The 15,740-nt window shown below is 47.1% G+C and carries 15 protein-coding genes; 2 read left to right on the forward strand and 13 right to left on the reverse strand.

Annotated features, from left to right (window positions below):
- Positions 1–64: 64 nt before the first annotated feature.
- From N746_RS0102170 to N746_RS0102185, 4 genes are all read right to left on the reverse strand, one after another.
- Complete coding sequence (locus tag N746_RS0102170; protein WP_029933722.1) at positions 65–1,435, reverse strand: NAD-dependent succinate-semialdehyde dehydrogenase; 1,371 nt, start codon at positions 1,433–1,435, stop codon at positions 65–67.
- Between the two features lie 38 nt (positions 1,436–1,473).
- Positions 1,474–2,805, reverse strand: a complete 1,332-nt coding sequence (locus N746_RS0102175; protein WP_029933723.1) for a dihydroorotase — start codon at positions 2,803–2,805, stop codon at positions 1,474–1,476.
- A 110-nt stretch (positions 2,806–2,915) separates the two neighbouring features.
- Entirely contained in the window at positions 2,916–5,552 is a 2,637-nt protein-coding gene (locus tag N746_RS0102180; protein ID WP_051678458.1) for a methyl-accepting chemotaxis protein, read from the reverse strand.
- Between the two features lie 172 nt (positions 5,553–5,724).
- Positions 5,725–6,414 carry a YggS family pyridoxal phosphate-dependent enzyme gene (locus N746_RS0102185; protein ID WP_029933725.1) on the reverse strand — a complete coding sequence of 230 codons (690 nt, stop codon included), beginning with the start codon at positions 6,412–6,414 and terminating at the stop codon, positions 5,725–5,727.
- A 177-nt stretch (positions 6,415–6,591) separates the two neighbouring features.
- Between N746_RS0102185 and ppk2 the strand changes: the two genes are divergently transcribed.
- Together ppk2 and N746_RS0102195 are read left to right on the forward strand one after the other, a co-directional pair.
- Positions 6,592–7,386: a polyphosphate kinase 2 gene (ppk2, locus tag N746_RS0102190; RefSeq protein WP_029933726.1), complete on the forward strand. Its 795-nt coding sequence runs from the start codon at positions 6,592–6,594 to the stop codon at positions 7,384–7,386.
- Positions 7,387–7,429: 43 nt separating this feature from the next.
- Positions 7,430–7,660, forward strand: coding sequence for a hypothetical protein (locus tag N746_RS0102195; protein ID WP_029933727.1), 231 nt, complete (start codon positions 7,430–7,432; stop codon positions 7,658–7,660).
- A 27-nt stretch (positions 7,661–7,687) separates the two neighbouring features.
- Here the strand turns inward: N746_RS0102195 and N746_RS0102200 are convergent, their stop codons facing one another.
- Genes N746_RS0102200 through N746_RS0102240 form a run of 9 tightly spaced genes read right to left on the reverse strand, consistent with a single transcriptional unit; the run spans position 7,688 to position 15,699 of the window.
- Positions 7,688–8,356: a hypothetical protein gene (locus tag N746_RS0102200; RefSeq protein ID WP_051678459.1), complete on the reverse strand. Its 669-nt coding sequence runs from the start codon at positions 8,354–8,356 to the stop codon at positions 7,688–7,690.
- Positions 8,357–8,362: 6 nt separating this feature from the next.
- A complete protein-coding gene (locus N746_RS0102205; protein WP_029933729.1) occupies positions 8,363–9,646 on the reverse strand; it encodes a dihydroorotase in 1,284 nt (427 codons plus the stop codon).
- The gene (locus tag N746_RS0102210) at positions 9,643–10,692 is read right to left on the reverse strand and encodes an aspartate carbamoyltransferase catalytic subunit (RefSeq protein ID WP_051678460.1); all 1,050 of its coding nucleotides are present in this window, start codon (positions 10,690–10,692) and stop codon (positions 9,643–9,645) included. Before N746_RS0102210 ends, N746_RS0102205 begins: the two co-directional genes overlap by 4 nt.
- Positions 10,689–11,201: a bifunctional pyr operon transcriptional regulator/uracil phosphoribosyltransferase PyrR gene (gene pyrR / locus N746_RS0102215; RefSeq protein ID WP_029933731.1), complete on the reverse strand. Its 513-nt coding sequence runs from the start codon at positions 11,199–11,201 to the stop codon at positions 10,689–10,691. The genes N746_RS0102210 and pyrR overlap by 4 nt, the downstream gene beginning before the upstream one ends.
- Complete coding sequence (gene ruvX / locus N746_RS0102220; RefSeq protein WP_029933732.1) at positions 11,182–11,610, reverse strand: Holliday junction resolvase RuvX; 429 nt, start codon at positions 11,608–11,610, stop codon at positions 11,182–11,184. The genes pyrR and ruvX overlap by 20 nt, the downstream gene beginning before the upstream one ends.
- A complete protein-coding gene (locus N746_RS0102225) occupies positions 11,603–12,169 on the reverse strand; it encodes a YqgE/AlgH family protein (protein ID WP_029933733.1) in 567 nt (188 codons plus the stop codon). Before N746_RS0102225 ends, ruvX begins: the two co-directional genes overlap by 8 nt.
- Before the next feature lie 37 nt (positions 12,170–12,206).
- Positions 12,207–13,259, reverse strand: a complete 1,053-nt coding sequence (locus N746_RS0102230) for an FAD:protein FMN transferase (protein WP_029933734.1) — start codon at positions 13,257–13,259, stop codon at positions 12,207–12,209.
- Positions 13,256–14,215, reverse strand: coding sequence for a glutathione synthase (gene gshB, locus N746_RS0102235; protein WP_029933735.1), 960 nt, complete (start codon positions 14,213–14,215; stop codon positions 13,256–13,258). Before gshB ends, N746_RS0102230 begins: the two co-directional genes overlap by 4 nt.
- Before the next feature lie 53 nt (positions 14,216–14,268).
- A complete protein-coding gene (locus N746_RS0102240; RefSeq protein WP_029933736.1) occupies positions 14,269–15,699 on the reverse strand; it encodes a bifunctional ADP-dependent NAD(P)H-hydrate dehydratase/NAD(P)H-hydrate epimerase in 1,431 nt (476 codons plus the stop codon).
- Positions 15,700–15,740: the final 41 nt, after the last annotated feature.

The following is a 15,740-nucleotide window of genomic DNA, read 5'->3' on the forward strand; positions in this document are numbered from 1 at the left end:
AAAGATAAGCTGAAGACCTGACCACCAGGCCTGGTGGTCAGCAATGCCGAGCCAACAAGTTACGTTATTTAATCCAAATCGACTTCACATTGACAAATTCTCGAATCCCTTGAGAAGACAACTCACGTCCGTAACCTGAATTTTTCACGCCACCGAAAGGCAGACGCGGATCTGATTTGCTGATGCCGTTGACATAACAAGCACCTGATTCCATATTGCGCGCAATGGTTTCGGCGGTGGCAATATCTCGACTCCAAACGGAACCCGACAAACCAAAGTCTGTGGCATTCGCTAAACCAGTCGCATGAGCTGGTTCAGACGCTTTTAGCATGATCGCCACCGGACCAAAAAATTCGTCACTAAACGCTGGCATATTACTTGAAATATTAGTGAGGATGGTGGGCGCATAATAACTGCCTGGGCGATCGATTTGATGACCGCCAGTGATCACTTTAGCGCCTAACTTGACAGACTCGGTGACCTGCTGGTGTAGCTCGTCTAATAAGTCTTGGCGCGCCATCGGACACAAGGTTGTGTTTGGATCCATCGGATCGCCGGCGGCAAACTTGGTCTCAATTGCTTGCTTAAACTGCTCGACAAACGGTTCAAAAATATTCTGATCTACAATAAAGCGCTTGGCGGAAATGCAGCTTTGACCCATATTTAAGAATCGGCTGGTTACCGCGCCTTCAATCGCCAGTTTGATGTCGGCATCGTCGAGCACCACAAAGGGATCTGAGCCACCCAGTTCCAATACGGTTTTCTTAAGTTCTGAACCCGCGATTGCGGCGACTTTTCGACCAGCGGGTTCACTGCCAGTTAAGGTCACGGCGCGTACATAACGATTACGAATCACGCTTTCAACTTTATCCGCTCCAATCATTAAATTGGTAAATACAGACTCAGGGAAACCGGCATCCAAAAAGACTTTTTCGATGGCTTGAGCACATTGTGGGACGTTGGATGCATGTTTTAATAGTCCAATGTTTCCAGCTACTAAAGCCGGTGCGGCAAATCTAAATACCTGCCAGAAAGGAAAGTTCCACGGCATGACCGCGAGCACAACACCCATAGGCTGATAACAAATCAGGCTTTTACTAGCATCGGTTTCAACGATTTCATCGGCTAAAAAATCCGGCCCTTTGTCGGCATAATACTCACAAACCCAAACGCATTTTTCAATTTCCGCTTCAGCCTCTTTAATGGATTTACCCATTTCCAGGGTAATCAAACGTGCTAAATCGGATTTTTGATTTTTCAGCACCTCAGCTGCACGCTGCATTAAATCGCAACGCTCGGCCATGGTCGTGCGTTGTGACCAGTCGGCAAACTTTTGTCCGGCGCGTTTTACGGCTAAATCTAGCGTGTCCTGATCCCAGCTATCGTATTGGGCGAATACTTCACCGGTTGCGGGGTTCATAGATTCGAGTGCCATAAGCAATGCTCCTTTAAATAACCTGTAAATAAAGCGAATTAACGGTTAAATGTTAAACGCTGTCCGGGTTTAAATGCCGCGAATTGACCTTGATCGTACATCAATTCACCGTTTATAAAGGTTTTATTAATGCTGGATTTAAATGTGTGACCTTCCCAAGGCGACCACTGGCATTTGTATAAGTTGTGCGCTTTATCATCGGTATGCGGCTTGTTTAGATCGACCAGTACCAGATCGGCCCAGTAGCCTTCACGAATAAAACCACGGTCGGCGATTTGATACAAGCGTGCGACGTTGTGAGAAAACCGATCTACAATCAATTCCAGACTAAATACACCTTGGTGATAAAGATCTAATAAAGCGCTGAGAGATTGCTGAACTTGCGGCAAACCAGCTGGGGCTTTGAAATAGCTGTTTTGCTTTTCTTCCCAAGTATGCGGTGCATGGTCAGTGGCGATGACATCAATGCGGCTTTCAATCAGGGCTTGGCGAATCGCATCCCGATCCGACTGAGTTTTAACGGCTGGGTTGCACTTGATTAAAGAACCGTGTGTTGCGTAATCTTGGTCGTTAAACCACAAATGATGTACACAGGCCTCAGCGGTAATTTTTTTGGATTCGACCGGACCGGGTTCAAACAAGGCTAATTCATCGGCGGTGGTAATGTGTAACACATGCAAACGCGCACCGGTTTCTTTGGCTAGCTCCACCGCCATGGAAGATGATTTATAACAGGCTTCATGACAGCGAATAAGCGGATGCGCACTCATCGGCACATCTTCACCATAGCGTTCACGATAGAGCGCTTCTTGCTCTTTGATCATTGGCGTGTCTTCGCAGTGGGTCGCAATCAAAATTGGGCTTTGGCGGAAAATATTACGCAATGCAGTTTCGCGGTCGACCAGCATATTGCCGGTGGACGATCCCATAAATATTTTGACGCCACATACGTTTTTAGGGTTAACACGCGCGACTTCGTCAGCATTGTCATTGGTTGCACCCAGATAAAAGGAGTAGTTCGCCCAGGATTTTTGTGCACCAAGGCCATATTTAGCTTCCAGTGCTTCTAGGCTGATAGTAGGAGGGTTAACGTTGGGCATTTCCATATAAGATGTGATACCACCGGCAATCGCGGCGCGTGATTCAGTGGCAATATCACCTTTAGCCACCAGGCCTGGTTCACGAAAATGCACTTGGTCGTCAATCATCCCCGGCATTAAATGCAAACCTTCCGCATCAATCACTTGGTCGGCTGCACAGTCAATTTGTGGCGCTATTTGGGCAATTCGGCCCTGTTCAATTAACAGATCGACAACTTGTTGTTTGCCTTCATTTACCATGGTGGCTTGTTTAATCAGTGTGCGCGACATACAACCTTCCTTGTTTAAAGTTTAGGTTATTTTACAAGAGGAACTTGTTTGATGGGAATAAAAACGCCCTGACGGAGCAGGGCGTTTAGTTTAACGATTTAAAGCTGGCCTTAGAACTCGGCCCATTCATCCCCCTCGGATGATTTGGCCGGTTGTTTAGCTAACGGCATCGCCGGTTTATTTTGGCTTGGAGACGCGGCGGGTTTATCCTGCTCCGAATCCTTGGCTTCTGAGAGCTGTTTGGGTTCAGGCTTTTCGTTTGACGACATTTTCGGTTTCGCCGGTTTAGCCAATTTGGGTGCGCTAGCCGGTTTAGCCAAGGTGGCTTTATGCGACTTGGTTTTAAAGCGACTCATATCATCACGTAACACTTGTGCTTGTTCATTTAAGCTTTCGGCTGCCGCGCTGGTTTCTTCAACCAAGGCCGCATTTTGCTGGGTGCCGCTGTCGATTTGTGCAATCGCTTTATTCACCTGCGAAATACCTTCGGCTTGTTCGGTCGAGGCTTGTGCAATTTGCTCAATCATGCCGGAAACATCTTCTACTGAGCCCATGATTTGAGATAGAACTTCACCCGACTCGGTTGCGAGTTTGGTACCTTGATCGATCCGCCCAACACTTTCATCAATTAAGTTTTTGATGTCCTTAGCAGCTTCGGCAGATTTTTGTGCCAAGGCTCGGACTTCACCCGCCACGACAGCAAAGCCACGACCATGATCACCAGCTCGTGCGGCTTCAACCGCTGCATTTAATGCTAGTAGATTGGTCTGGAACGCAATGCCATCAATTAAGGTGACAATGTCGCTAATTTTATGGCTCGATTCTTGAATTGAGCTCATGGCTTCAATCGTATCGGCCATAACTTTGTTACCTTGCTCGGCTTTACCTTGAACGTCATGCGCGACTTCGGCTGCGCGCTTGGCGTGGTCATTGGTATTTTGTACGGCGCTATTCATTTGCTCCATGGTCGCTGAAGTTTCTTCGACCGACGCGGCTTGCTGTTGTACGCGGTCACTCAAATCCATCGCACCGCGAGACACTTCGTCTGCGGCATTAGTGACTTGACTGGAAACCTCAATCGCATCAGTGACAATTTTGTTTAATTGGTCACTTGAAGCGTTAATTGCACGTTTTAATTCGTCCAATTCACCTTGATACTCACCTTGAATGGTCTGGCTCAAGTCGCCTTGTGCTTGCGCGGCCATGATTTGATTGATCTCTTTAATTGCCGATTCGAGGGCGCTTAAAGATTCATTCACGTGGTTTTTAAGGGTTAATAGTTCACCGCTCGCGTCAGCTTCAACGCGCAAGTTGAACTGACCTTGCTGCATACCCGATAAGGTTTGGTTGATTTCGACCATCACAGTTTCCATCGATTGCAGTGCGCCTTCGACTAAAGCTCGGAAGTTAGGAGCCACCTTTTCATCCATTCGGACGTTAAATTGACCGTCTTTTAAGGCCTGCATCACTTTGGAAAGTTCATCCATCATAAACGACACACTTTTCGCGGAGGCATTCACGCCTTCTTTTAGGGTACGCAAATCACCACGATAATCGCCTTGCATGGATTGGCTAAAGTCACCGTTGGCAATCGCCGAAACGGTGTGGTTAGCTTCATTAAGTGCCTGGTTAATTTGGTGCAGTAAAGAGGCAAACGCACGCGTCATCGCCCCCACTTCATCATGAGCTTTACTGTCAAGTTGGGTATCAATTTTGCCGGTTTGTTCAACTTCGCGAATCACATTTAAAATAGACTGAATGGGTTTCGTGATGATGCTTTTGGTGGCTTGCCATAAAAACAGCATTAAGGCGACAATTAAGCCAATGATCAACACAAACATAATCAAGATCACGCTGTTCACACCTTCCATGGCATTAACCATATCAGGGTGCGACATATCCATGCCGATCAAGTAATAACCAATGGTATTACCATCACTACTTTTGATCGGCGCGGTGGAAATAACTTTATCATCGGTTATGGTAAAGTCTTTTGCCACTAGGCTGTCCACATCTAAACCGTCAAACCAAGTACTAGACTGATTAAACCAGCTTTGGTGAGCAAGGTTGTAAGAGCCAAGCTTAGGATTGTCAGCCCCTTTTGCCCAGCGTTTTAAACCGGTTTGGTTGATGAGGGCGACCATATAAGCACCGTCTTCGGCCATTTGGTTAACAATGCTTCCCAAGCCGGTTCGAATGTCTAATATACCCACCACTTCAGAATCCGAATTTGGTGCCATAACCGGGACAGAGGCGGTAATAAATAAACCCACGCCAGATAAATCGATGCTCGCGCTACTGTGCTGACGTCCACGTAATAGATCTGAAAAATCACGTGGGGCTTTTTTGCCAATCGCCGGATCAGGTAAGGGTTTAAAAGAGCGCACAAATATTTGGTTATCGCGGTCAAAGGCAACAAAGGATAAGTTGTTGTAATCGGTTGAACGTTTAAAGTCCGCTGCGACTTTGGTGGTGATGTCATGCAGGCCTTGATGGTCTTGGTTTAAAAAGAACTGCCCCATGTTGGGGTTGCCCGCCACAATACCTTGTACCGTATTTAAAGTTGCGCCTACTTTTGAGTTTATAAACATCAACGACTGTTCGCGTTTTTCTAACGCTAAATTTTCAGCCGTGGTGTATTGCAGGTCGGATGATGATTTAAACACCATACCTAACCCGATCACCAGGCCTGCCGCACTGACAAGGATCATTCGGAAGAGTAGTTTGGCGGAAATGCTATTTAACATGGAGAGCTCCTCAATATTATCTTATTCTTATATACTTATTTTTACGATGTGATGGTTCGTATGTTTAGCGGCGCTAATATACAGGCTGAAGCAGAAGTTTCAACCTAGTTTGTTGGATTGGGGTATAAAATATTGTCGTTCAGAATCAACGGAGTTATAAGTTGTTCTGGCCTTAAAGTGCGTAATTACGCGCCCCAAATAGATCGGTACCAATACGTACCATTGTGCTCCCTTCGGCAATCGCGGCTTCTAAATCTCCCGACATACCCATCGATAAGGTATCGAAATCAGGGGTGCGTAGTTTGAGTTTAACCTGTTGAAATAAATCGAACATTTCTGCGAGTGCAGCCCTTTGTTGATCAAACTCCGTTTCGGCTTTGGGAATCGCCATCAGTCCTCGTAAAACTAGATTAGGTAATTGAGTAACTTGTTCGACTTGCTCAAGTAATTCTTGTGGACTAAAACCTGATTTGGTGTCTTCTTGGCTAATATTAACTTGTAATAATATATTGAGTGCAGGCAATTCGGGAGGACGCTGACGGCTTAAACGTTGTGCAATCTTGAGGCGATCTACGCTTTGTACCCAGTTAAAATGTTCAGCAATGGGTTTGGTTTTATTGGATTGAATTGGTCCAATAAAGTGCCATTCTAAATCAGGACGTTGTGCGATTTTATCCAAGGATTCTTGTAAGTAGTTTTCACCAAATGCGGTTTGGCCCAGTTCGGCTAAAGCATTAACGGCTTCGATCGGTTTGGTTTTACTGACGGCTAAGAGTTTGACCGAACCCTCTGAGCGCTTAAAACGTTGCTCGGCGGCTCGAATGCGGTGAGTCACTTGTTCTAAGTTAGCCTGGTAATTCATGTTAAGCGCCTTCTATTTGTTCGTTCAAAGCCATTTTAGCAAACCCTTGTGAGTTGATGATAAATAGGTTTGAAATGATTGGTCGTTATTTAGCCCGGCTTAGGTTGGTTGTGCTCTATGTATTTATGCAAATAGGTGTAGTATAAAAAGCTAGAGCTTGAGATCAAAGGAGAGCCTGTGAAACCCGTAAAGTCGAGTGAAAGTAATTACCCTTATGAAGATAAACTAGTGCGTGAAGAATATGAAGAAACTAAACGTGCATTGCAAATTGAACTGTTAAAAATGCAACGTTGGGTCAAAGAAAATGATGAACGCATTGTGATGGTTTTTGAAGGGCGAGATGCGGCGGGTAAAGGTGGCACGATCAAACGCATTATGGAGCACCTGAACCCGCGTGGCGCGCGTGTGGTGGCCTTGGATAAACCGAGTGAGCGTGAAAAAGGGCAATGGTATTTTCAGCGTTATTTAGAGCACTTGCCTACGGCCGGTGAAATCGTATTGTTTGACCGTTCCTGGTATAACCGTGCCGGAGTTGAGCGAGTTATGGGGTTTTGTACGCCACAACAATACACCCAGTTTATGCATCAAGCGCCTGAAGTCGAACGCATGTTGGTGGCCGATAAAGTGCGTTTGATGAAGTTTTGGTTTTCGGTGGGGCGTAAGGAACAATTGCGACGCTTTAATGCGCGCAAAAAAGATCCGCTTAAACAATGGAAACTGAGTCCGATGGATTTAGCGTCACTTGATCGTTGGGAAGATTACACTAAGGCGAAAGAAGATATGTTTTTCTATACCAATACGGCCGAATCGCCTTGGACGGTGATTAAGTCGAACGATAAAAAACGCGCGCGTTTAGCTTGTATGCGATATATATTGCAGAGCGTGCCTTATGAAGGCAAAAGTGAAGAGATTGTTGGCCAGCCAGATCCCCTAATATTAAGCAGTGGTGATGATATTTTTCAGGGCGATTAGAATCGTTTTATATAAGGGTTAAACGTACAACAAGGACAAAGTCATGAGTGTGCAAATCAAAGGCCACGCGGCCCAAATTGTCGAGCATTTTAAAACTATGCTGGATGAACAACAAATAGCGAGCTTAGCGGACGAGCATTTTGATGAGCTTGAAACTTTAATCGAAGCATCATTGAGTGTTGTTTACTCACAAGCGCAGCACGACTTTGCTAAAGAGTTGGAGTTGTTAGCGCATAAGTTGCGCAAGGGCTCTAGCCACATCAGCGACCGTTAAGCACTAAGGCTTGTTGAGTTTCTGGCCTTATATCGGCTGTAGCTGACAGTCAATGTTTGGGTAGGCATGACTCAGCTTTAAGCAGGCCTGGTACTGATTGTCGGGCAAAAAACCATAAACTGACCAGGCCTGGTGGTGATACGCTTGTAACCAGGCCTGGTATAGATCGACTATATTCCCTTCGAGTGAGCCAGGAAGGCCCGAATCTGAGGCTAGCCGATTGGCAATCCCCCAGTCTTCAAGCAAGGGTGCAGTTCCAATCGCTTCGGCGTTAATATTGACTAAAAATTTGGCTGGTTTGGGCTGAAACATAAAGCCTTGTTGTGCATGCAGCAATGCCATCATCGGTGCTTTAGGTTTTGGACTTTGTTGCCAACGTTTGGCCGCATCAAATACGGCCGCTTGGCTAAGCTCTGAGCCTAGCCAAACTTGTGGTGTTTGCGGGTCAAATGTCTGTTGACTAGGCATGATCTCTAAGCTGAAGGCTTGCTTTGGTTGTAAGCCATGCCAATCTGTTTGACTCAATAGCGTTAAATACAGGGTTTGTTTTTGGAACAACCAGGCCTGGTCGAGTTCGTGGATAAAGCGCGTGCCCACGCCTAACTCGCTCAACTGACTCAGTTCGACCTGAATCAACCAAAAGCCATTCTTCTGCACTTGTTGGCTGATAAAGATGGCATCTAGCCGGGTACGCATACTGAGTTACACCGCGTTGGCTAAATAAACAGGGCGCCCCTGGAAAAGCGTCATCTCAACTTGCCCGTTAAATTCCCAACCTATAAAAGGTGAGTTTTTGCCTTCTGAAAGCATGCTGTCAGACGTAAGTGTCCAATAATCCTCTGGGTCAACAATCACCAAGTCGGCGCTACTCCCGGTTTGTAGACTACCGCAATTGAGTCCAAGAATATTCGCAGGGTGTTCTGTGAGTAATTGAATTGCTTGTGACAGACTTAACACTTTTTCATCAACCAATTTTAACGTTAAGGCCAGCAAAGTTTCGAGTCCACTGATGCCTGGTTGACTTTCGCCAAACGGCAGTTGCTTTTCATCGCGTCCAAGTGGTGTATGGTCGCTCACAATCGCATCAATAACCCCAGTTTTAACTCCCATTCGCAGGGCATCACGATCGGCTTGGCTGCGTAAAGGCGGGCTTACGTGTAGCAGTGAGCTAAAGTCCAGCAAGTCCATTTCAGTTAAGAATAACTGGTGAATCGCCACATCACAGGTCACTGGCAAGCCGCGTTGTTTGGCTTGTTGAATCATTTCAACCGAGCGCGCGCAGGATATTTGTGAAAAGTGCGCGCGAACGCCTGCTTCTTCAACCAGGATTAAATCACGTGCCAAGGCGGTGGTTTCAGCCGAAGCTGGTATGCTGGGCAAGCCTAGTCGTGTGCTGACGGCCCCGGAATGCGCAACGCCATGATTTTTAAGTTGCTGGTTTTCACTGCGCAATAAAACCAATAAATTATGCGAGGCGGCATATTCGAGTGCGTTTTTAAGAATCAAAGGGTTTTGAATTGGCTGATTGGCTTGACTAAGTGCAACACAGCCGCCTTGTTTAAGCGCATACATTTCACTTAAACGCTCACCTTTTAGACCTTGAGTTAAGGCACCAATTGGCATAACAAACGCGGTAGCCGCCTGACGTGCTCGGCGTTGAATTAACTCAGCGACCGCTTGGGTATCGGTGACCGGGTCGGTGTCAGGCGGGCAGCATAAACTGGTAATGCCGCCAGCCACCGCCGCCTTGGTTTCGGAAGCAATGTGGCCGGTTTGATTGTGGCCAGGTTCGCCTAAACGCGCTTGCATATCCACCAGGCCTGGTAGTATCCATTTGCCTTGGGCATCAATGGTTTGATTCGGTTCAAAACCTTCGGGTGGCGTATCTATGCCCACAATGTGACCGCGTGCAATATACAGGTTTGCGGTACGATCCAGGTTTTGGCTAGGGTCAATAATACGGCCGTTTTGGATGACTATTTTCATTCTGGACGCTCCTGTGTCGCGGCTTTTTCTTCGGTATCGCTTGAATCAATCGCTTCGCCTTGAGATTGAGCCAGCAGGGCGGCGTTACTCATGATGATTGACATTACTGCCATGCGCACCGCGATGCCGTAGGTTACCTGTTGCAGAATCACCGATTGAGGGCCATCCGCTACGGCCGAATCAATTTCTACGCCTCGGTTAATCGGTCCCGGGTGCATCACAATCGCATCAGGTTTGGCATAAGCTAGGCGTCTTTCAGTTAAGCCGTAAAGGTCAAAGTATTCTTGTTCGCTGGGTAACAGCGCCCCTTGCATACGTTCGTTTTGTAAGCGCAGCATAATAACTACATCCACGCCTTCCAGGCCGGCTTCCATATCGTGAAAGACATGAACTCCGAGCGCTTCTGGGAAAGGTGGAATCAAGGTTTTAGGACCGATCACACGGATCTCGCGCGCTTCCAATAAACTTAAGGCTTGAATTTGAGAACGGGCAACGCGTGAATGCAAAATGTCACCTACAATTGCGACCTTTAAATCAAACACATCACCTTTGAGCTTACGGATTGTGAACATATCTAGCATAGCTTGGGTCGGGTGCGCGTGTTGACCGTCGCCAGCATTCAGTACATGTACATGGGGTGCGACATGCTCCGCAAAGAAGTGCGCTGCGCCGCTTTCGGAGTGGCGAATTACGAACATATCGGCCTGCATGGCTTCTAGGTTCCACATAGTATCGAGCAGCGACTCGCCTTTTTTGGTGGCCGAAGCACTAATGTTGAGATTCATTACATCCGCGGATAGGCGTTTTTCCGCAATTTCAAAAGTGGTACGGGTGCGGGTGCTAGGCTCAAAAAACAGGTTCATAATGGTTTTGCCGCGTAGCAAGGGCACTTTCTTAATCTCATTGGTATGAGGGTTTAAGAAAGATTCAGCGGTATCCAGGATTTCGGTTAAGTGATGTGGCTTTAAACCTTCCAGTGTGAGGAAGTGTTTGAGTTTGCCATGTTCATTTAATTGGATGTTGGGACGAGTTAATCGAGCACTCATTGATCGGCCTCCGCGTTCTCAATTAAGGTCATGCTTAAGGGTTCTGGCCCCGATAGCTTTAAAGTTTGATGACATTGCATTTGCAACGCGCTGATATCGGGTTGAATCGGCAGTTCACGTGCGCCCTTACGATCCACCAGACTCACCAGGGTAATACTGGCAGGGCGACCATAGTCAAAGATTTCATTCATCGCCGCTCGCGTGGTACGACCAGTATAAAGAACGTCGTCAATCAAAAATATATGTTGATCATCTATGCTCCAAGGAATGCTGGAAGGTTGCACGGCCGGGTTTAGGCCAATTTTTGAAAAATCATCACGGTAAAATGAAATATCTAACACACCTAATGGGCTGGTTATGTTCAGGCGTTGGTGTAAGCCTTGTGCAATCCATTCTCCACCGGTACGAATACCAATCAGCTTGGCTTGTTCGTCAAAAAGTTTATGCTCGCGTACTTTTTGCGCGAGTTCGTTCAGCAGTTGATTGATGTCAAAGTTCAGTGTCGTCATAGTGGCTTAACCAATTTTCTAGAATAATTTGAGCGGCATGCGCGTCCAATAGTGTAGTGGCTTGCGCGCGAGATTTTAAGCGTTGTTCGGCTTCATGTGAGCTAAGTTGTTCTTCAATAAAAAACAGCGGGCGTTGGTAGCGGCCATGTAAACGTTGGCCAAACTTGCGTGCACTTTGGGTAAAGGGCTGCTCGCTGCCATCAAGGTGCATGGGCAAGCCGACCACAATGGCCACAGGGTTCCAATGCTCGATAAGTTGTGTGATGTGTTTCCAGTCTGGCACACCATCACGACTATTGACAATGGTTTGCGGGCTGGCGGTGCGTGTAACGGTTTGACCGATCGCCACACCGATACGTTTCAGTCCAAAGTCAAACCCAATCACTAGTCCCTCTGGAAGCTTAGGCATGTCCGGCTTCACCACTTAAAAACTCGGGCGATACGCCCAGCATACCGAGCGCGACTTTCCAACGTGCTTCGAGTTGGGTTTCAAAAATAAGGCTCGCATTGTAAGGAGCGGTTAGCCAATTGTTGCGTTGAATTTCGCTAGCCAGTTGACCTTTACCCCAAGAGGCGGTACCCAAGCAAATAATATGATCTTTGGGCGCGGTTCCGGCCGCTAAGGCTTGCAAGAAATCTTCTGAAACCGTCAAGCCAAGATCTTGATTGAGGTCAACCGTATTTTGCCAATCACCGACCGGCTGATGCAGAATGAAGCCGCGTTCAATGTCGACTGGCCCGCCCATTAAAATCGCTTCATTCAGCTCGCTTGGCGACAGCTCGGCATGAATATGGAAGTGTTCAAGGATTTGCCCCACGTTTAAACTGTGGGGTTTATTAATCACCAGGCCTGTCGTGCCTGCATCGTTATCTTCGATGACATAAATCACGGTTTTTTCAAACCACGAGGCATCTAAGTTTGGCATGGCGATCAGAAATTGGTGCTGGAGTGAGTGGGCTGCTTTCATGACATAAATTATAGAGCAAACCCTGAGGTTTCGCTGCTTAGTTTTTAAGGTCGATTAATCTTGATTGCATCGCTTGAGTTAGTTCTATGCGTCCATCGCGATGGATAATGAAAACGGCTTCCACTCCAAGCTGGTTGGCGATGCGCCGCCAGTCTTGTTCGCCTGCAACCAAAAGGGCGGTCGCCGCGGTATCGGCCGTGATGGCATCGTCATGAATAACCGTAACCGAAGCAAAGCTGTCAGCCGGCCAAGCGGTATTGGGGTTGATAATATGGCTAAATCGTTGCCCTTGCCAATCAAAAAAACGTTGATAGGTCCCTGAGGTGAAAATGCTGTCGCTCGCCTGGGCCTGTAATTTCGCAATAGCCTGTTTTGGATTGTTGGGGTTTTGGATGCCGATAGACCAGGCCTGGTGGTTCTTAAAACCCAATGCTTTGATATCGCCGCCGATATTAATCAGCGCATTTTGAATGCCCGCATCGGTCAAGGTTTTGGCCGCGATGTCGAGTGCTAAGCCTTTTGCATTACCACCGAAGTCGAGCTGAACATTTGGGTTATGACTGAATAATTGATTATGTTTGAAGTAGATATCTTTGATCGAAGGGCGACTACTTAACCAGGCTTGGCGCTTAGTATCTGATGGGGGCGGACCATGCCATTCTTCAGAGTGAAACCCCCACATGTTGATGAGTTGGCCGATGGCTGGATCAAATAAATAGTCAGTTTGGGCGCTCAGTTTTTGCGTGGTTTGAATGAATGTTTTGACCGAGTCGGGCACGTCTATCGCTTGATTATTGGCGATTGCTTGGTTGATTTTGCTCACAATGCCGCCTTTTTCCCAAGCATGCCATTCATGGTGAAAAGCTTGAAAGCGTTGTTCAATTGCCTGAATCGCCTGCTGTGCCCGTTGGGTATCAGCACCCACAATCAATACTTGAACCTCTGTGCCAAATACGTAAAAGCTTTGTTGGGTTGTGTTCTGAGGCGCATTACAGCCACTTAACCAAAGGCTTAGAAGTAAATGACAACTATAAAACACGCCGACTTTTAAGGTGACGTGACCTAAAGGTTTAGAGCAAAAGGGTATCATTTAGGATGGTTGATTTTTGATTCTAAACAGTCAAACAAAGTGCCCGCAATATTGAGGCCGAACTGACTGTCAAGCTCCCGAATGCAGGTTGGGCTGGTAACGTTGATTTCTGTAACATAGTTGCCAATGACATCTAAGCCGACAAAAATTAAGCCTTTTTCGCGTAACTTGGGCGCGATCTGTTGGCATAACCAGCGATCACGTTCAGTCAATTCGAGGCCTTCTCCACGCCCGCCCGCCGCGATGTTGCCCCGTGTTTCGCCGGATTGCGGAATGCGTGCTAATGCATAGGGTATCGGTTCGCCGTCAATTAATAAAATGCGTTTGTCGCCCGCACTGATTTCGGGTAAATAACGCTGCGCCATAATGTGGTGTTGACCGTGATCGGTCATGATTTCAATAATCACACTGAGATTTGGGTCGCCTTGTTTGACGCGAAAAATTGACGCGCCACCCATGGCATCTAGGGGTTTAAAAATCGTATCTTGTTGTTCTTCCACAAATGCCTTGAGGAGGTCGGCTTGCGCACTTACTAGCGTGGGGGGTGTGCATTCAGGAAACCAGTTGGCGAAGAGTTTTTCGTTGGCATCACGCAGACTCTGAGGTTTGTTGACCACCAACACACCTTGCGCCTCTGCCAGCTCAAGCATATGGGTTGAATAAAGATAGTCGTTATTAAATGGTGGATCTTGGCGAATTAAAATCATATCCAGCTCAGCCAATGGGGTGACTTTTGACGCACCAAAACCGTGATATTGGCCATCATTGCGATCCCAAACCTTGAGCTCACTTGTTATGGCAAAGGGTTGGGCATTTTGCACATAGATATCTTGTGGTTGCATATAAAATAACTCGTAACCGCGTCGTTGAGCTTCGAGTAACATCGCAAACGAGCTGTCTTTATGGGGCTTGATGTGTTCAATCGGGTCCATTACGATGCCGAGTTTAATCTGCATTTGCTGTCCTTTAACCAAAATTTGAGTGAATGATGAATACTATGCGTGAAGGCTTATAAAACGTCAATAATATCGGATGGTAGCAAGCTAGATTCACCACGGTTTTGTGCTACTTTATCACCGGCTCGGGCGTGTAATTCAACCCCGCGTTGAGCCGCTTCAAATAGGTTAAAACCCTGTGTGACTAATCCAGCGATGAGGCCAGTTAATACATCACCCATGCCGCCCACCGCCATTCCCGGATTACCGGCGCGACATAGTGCGAGATTCTGTCCGTCATAAATTAAGGTGCCCGCACCTTTTAAAACAATGACACCGCCATAACGTTTATGCAAGGCTTGAATGGCACTAATACGATCGTTTTGGATGACATGAGTGGGGCGCTCCAATAAGCGCGATGCCTCTCCCGGGTGAGGGGTTAGTATCCAGCGCTCGTAATGAAAAGGCTCAAGCGCTAGGCAGTTTAACGCATCCGCATCGAGTACTAAGGGGCGATTACTTTTGCAAACTTCTTCGTATAAACTCCATGCCCAGCTATCCGTTCCGAGGCCGGGGCCAATTGCAATCACATCCGCCTTAATCGCTAAGCGATGAAAATCGGTGTCTTGGTAACACATGAGTTCATGTTGTATTTGGCTAAGTGCTACCTGGTGTTCGGCTCGGCTGAGAAGTTTGCACAAACCAACCCCAGATCGCAAGCAGGCTTTCCCTGAAAGCGCCAGCGCACCCATCATATTATGATTACCGCCGATTAACAGAGCTGAGCCGTATGTGCCTTTATGACTATTGTGCCGACGCGCAATAAGGGGTATATCATCTTGCTGCCAGCTGGTAGCAAGTGGCGTGAACTCGTCAAACATTTCTTCTGGCAGTTGCAGGTCACTTAAGTGTACCTGGCCGGTAAAATCTGGGCCATCATTAAGATAGAGGCCGGTTTTATGAACGATAAAGGTGGCGGTGTGCTGGGCTTGTAAAGCGGCCCCTAAAACTTGCCCATTGTTGGCGTCTAAGCCAGTTGGAATGTCGAGCGCGAGAATCGGGCGCTGTGCCATATTAATGGCGTCAATGATTTGATTCCATGGCGCTTCCAATGGTCGATTCAAACCTATGCCAAACAAGGCATCCACAACAAGGTCAGTCTGCATCAGTTTTTGGGCTGAAAAATCCTCAGCGATTAACCCTAGCGCTTGGGCTTCTTGCCGAGCTTGGGTCGCTGCACCTTCTTGGGGTGGTTCACCTATCTGAGCAATTTCAACTCGGTAACCGTTAATGTGTGCAATTTTAGCCAGCGCGTAGCCATCACCACCATTATTGCCAGGGCCGCACAAAATATAAAGTTGCTGAGCTTGTGGCCACTGTTGCTGTAAGACCTCTAAAGCAAAAGCCGCGGCACGCTTCATTAGGGTCAAGCCAGCTATCCCTAACTGTTTGATCGCTTTGCTGTCAATGGTTTGTGCTTGTTTAACGGAGTAGAGTTTAAGCATTGAGTGGTCTGGGTAATTGAGTAATGGAATGATTAAACCAC

It is taken from the genome of Thiomicrospira pelophila DSM 1534, assembly GCF_000711195.1.
Lineage (GTDB): Bacteria > Pseudomonadota > Gammaproteobacteria > Thiomicrospirales > Thiomicrospiraceae > Thiomicrospira > Thiomicrospira pelophila.

Coding starts and splice junctions, on each gene's coding strand:
- N746_RS0102205 (WP_029933729.1), bottom strand. CDS start 9,646: ATGAAAATAGTCATCCAAAACGGCCGTATTATTGACCCTAGCCAAAAC.
- N746_RS0102175 (WP_029933723.1), bottom strand. CDS start 2,805: ATGTCGCGCACACTGATTAAACAAGCCACCATGGTAAATGAAGGCAAA.
- pyrR (WP_029933731.1), bottom strand. CDS start 11,201: ATGACGACACTGAACTTTGACATCAATCAACTGCTGAACGAACTCGCG.
- N746_RS0102195 (WP_029933727.1), top strand. CDS start 7,430: ATGAGTGTGCAAATCAAAGGCCACGCGGCCCAAATTGTCGAGCATTTT.
- N746_RS0102185 (WP_029933725.1), bottom strand. CDS start 6,414: ATGAATTACCAGGCTAACTTAGAACAAGTGACTCACCGCATTCGAGCC.
- N746_RS0102210 (WP_051678460.1), bottom strand. CDS start 10,692: ATGAGTGCTCGATTAACTCGTCCCAACATCCAATTAAATGAACATGGC.
- N746_RS0102230 (WP_029933734.1), bottom strand. CDS start 13,259: ATGATACCCTTTTGCTCTAAACCTTTAGGTCACGTCACCTTAAAAGTC.
- N746_RS0102180 (WP_051678458.1), bottom strand. CDS start 5,552: ATGTTAAATAGCATTTCCGCCAAACTACTCTTCCGAATGATCCTTGTC.
- gshB (WP_029933735.1), bottom strand. CDS start 14,215: ATGCAGATTAAACTCGGCATCGTAATGGACCCGATTGAACACATCAAG.
- N746_RS0102240 (WP_029933736.1), bottom strand. CDS start 15,699: ATGCTTAAACTCTACTCCGTTAAACAAGCACAAACCATTGACAGCAAA.
- ruvX (WP_029933732.1), bottom strand. CDS start 11,610: ATGCCTAAGCTTCCAGAGGGACTAGTGATTGGGTTTGACTTTGGACTG.
- N746_RS0102170 (WP_029933722.1), bottom strand. CDS start 1,435: ATGGCACTCGAATCTATGAACCCCGCAACCGGTGAAGTATTCGCCCAA.
- N746_RS0102225 (WP_029933733.1), bottom strand. CDS start 12,169: ATGAAAGCAGCCCACTCACTCCAGCACCAATTTCTGATCGCCATGCCA.
- N746_RS0102200 (WP_051678459.1), bottom strand. CDS start 8,356: ATGCGTACCCGGCTAGATGCCATCTTTATCAGCCAACAAGTGCAGAAG.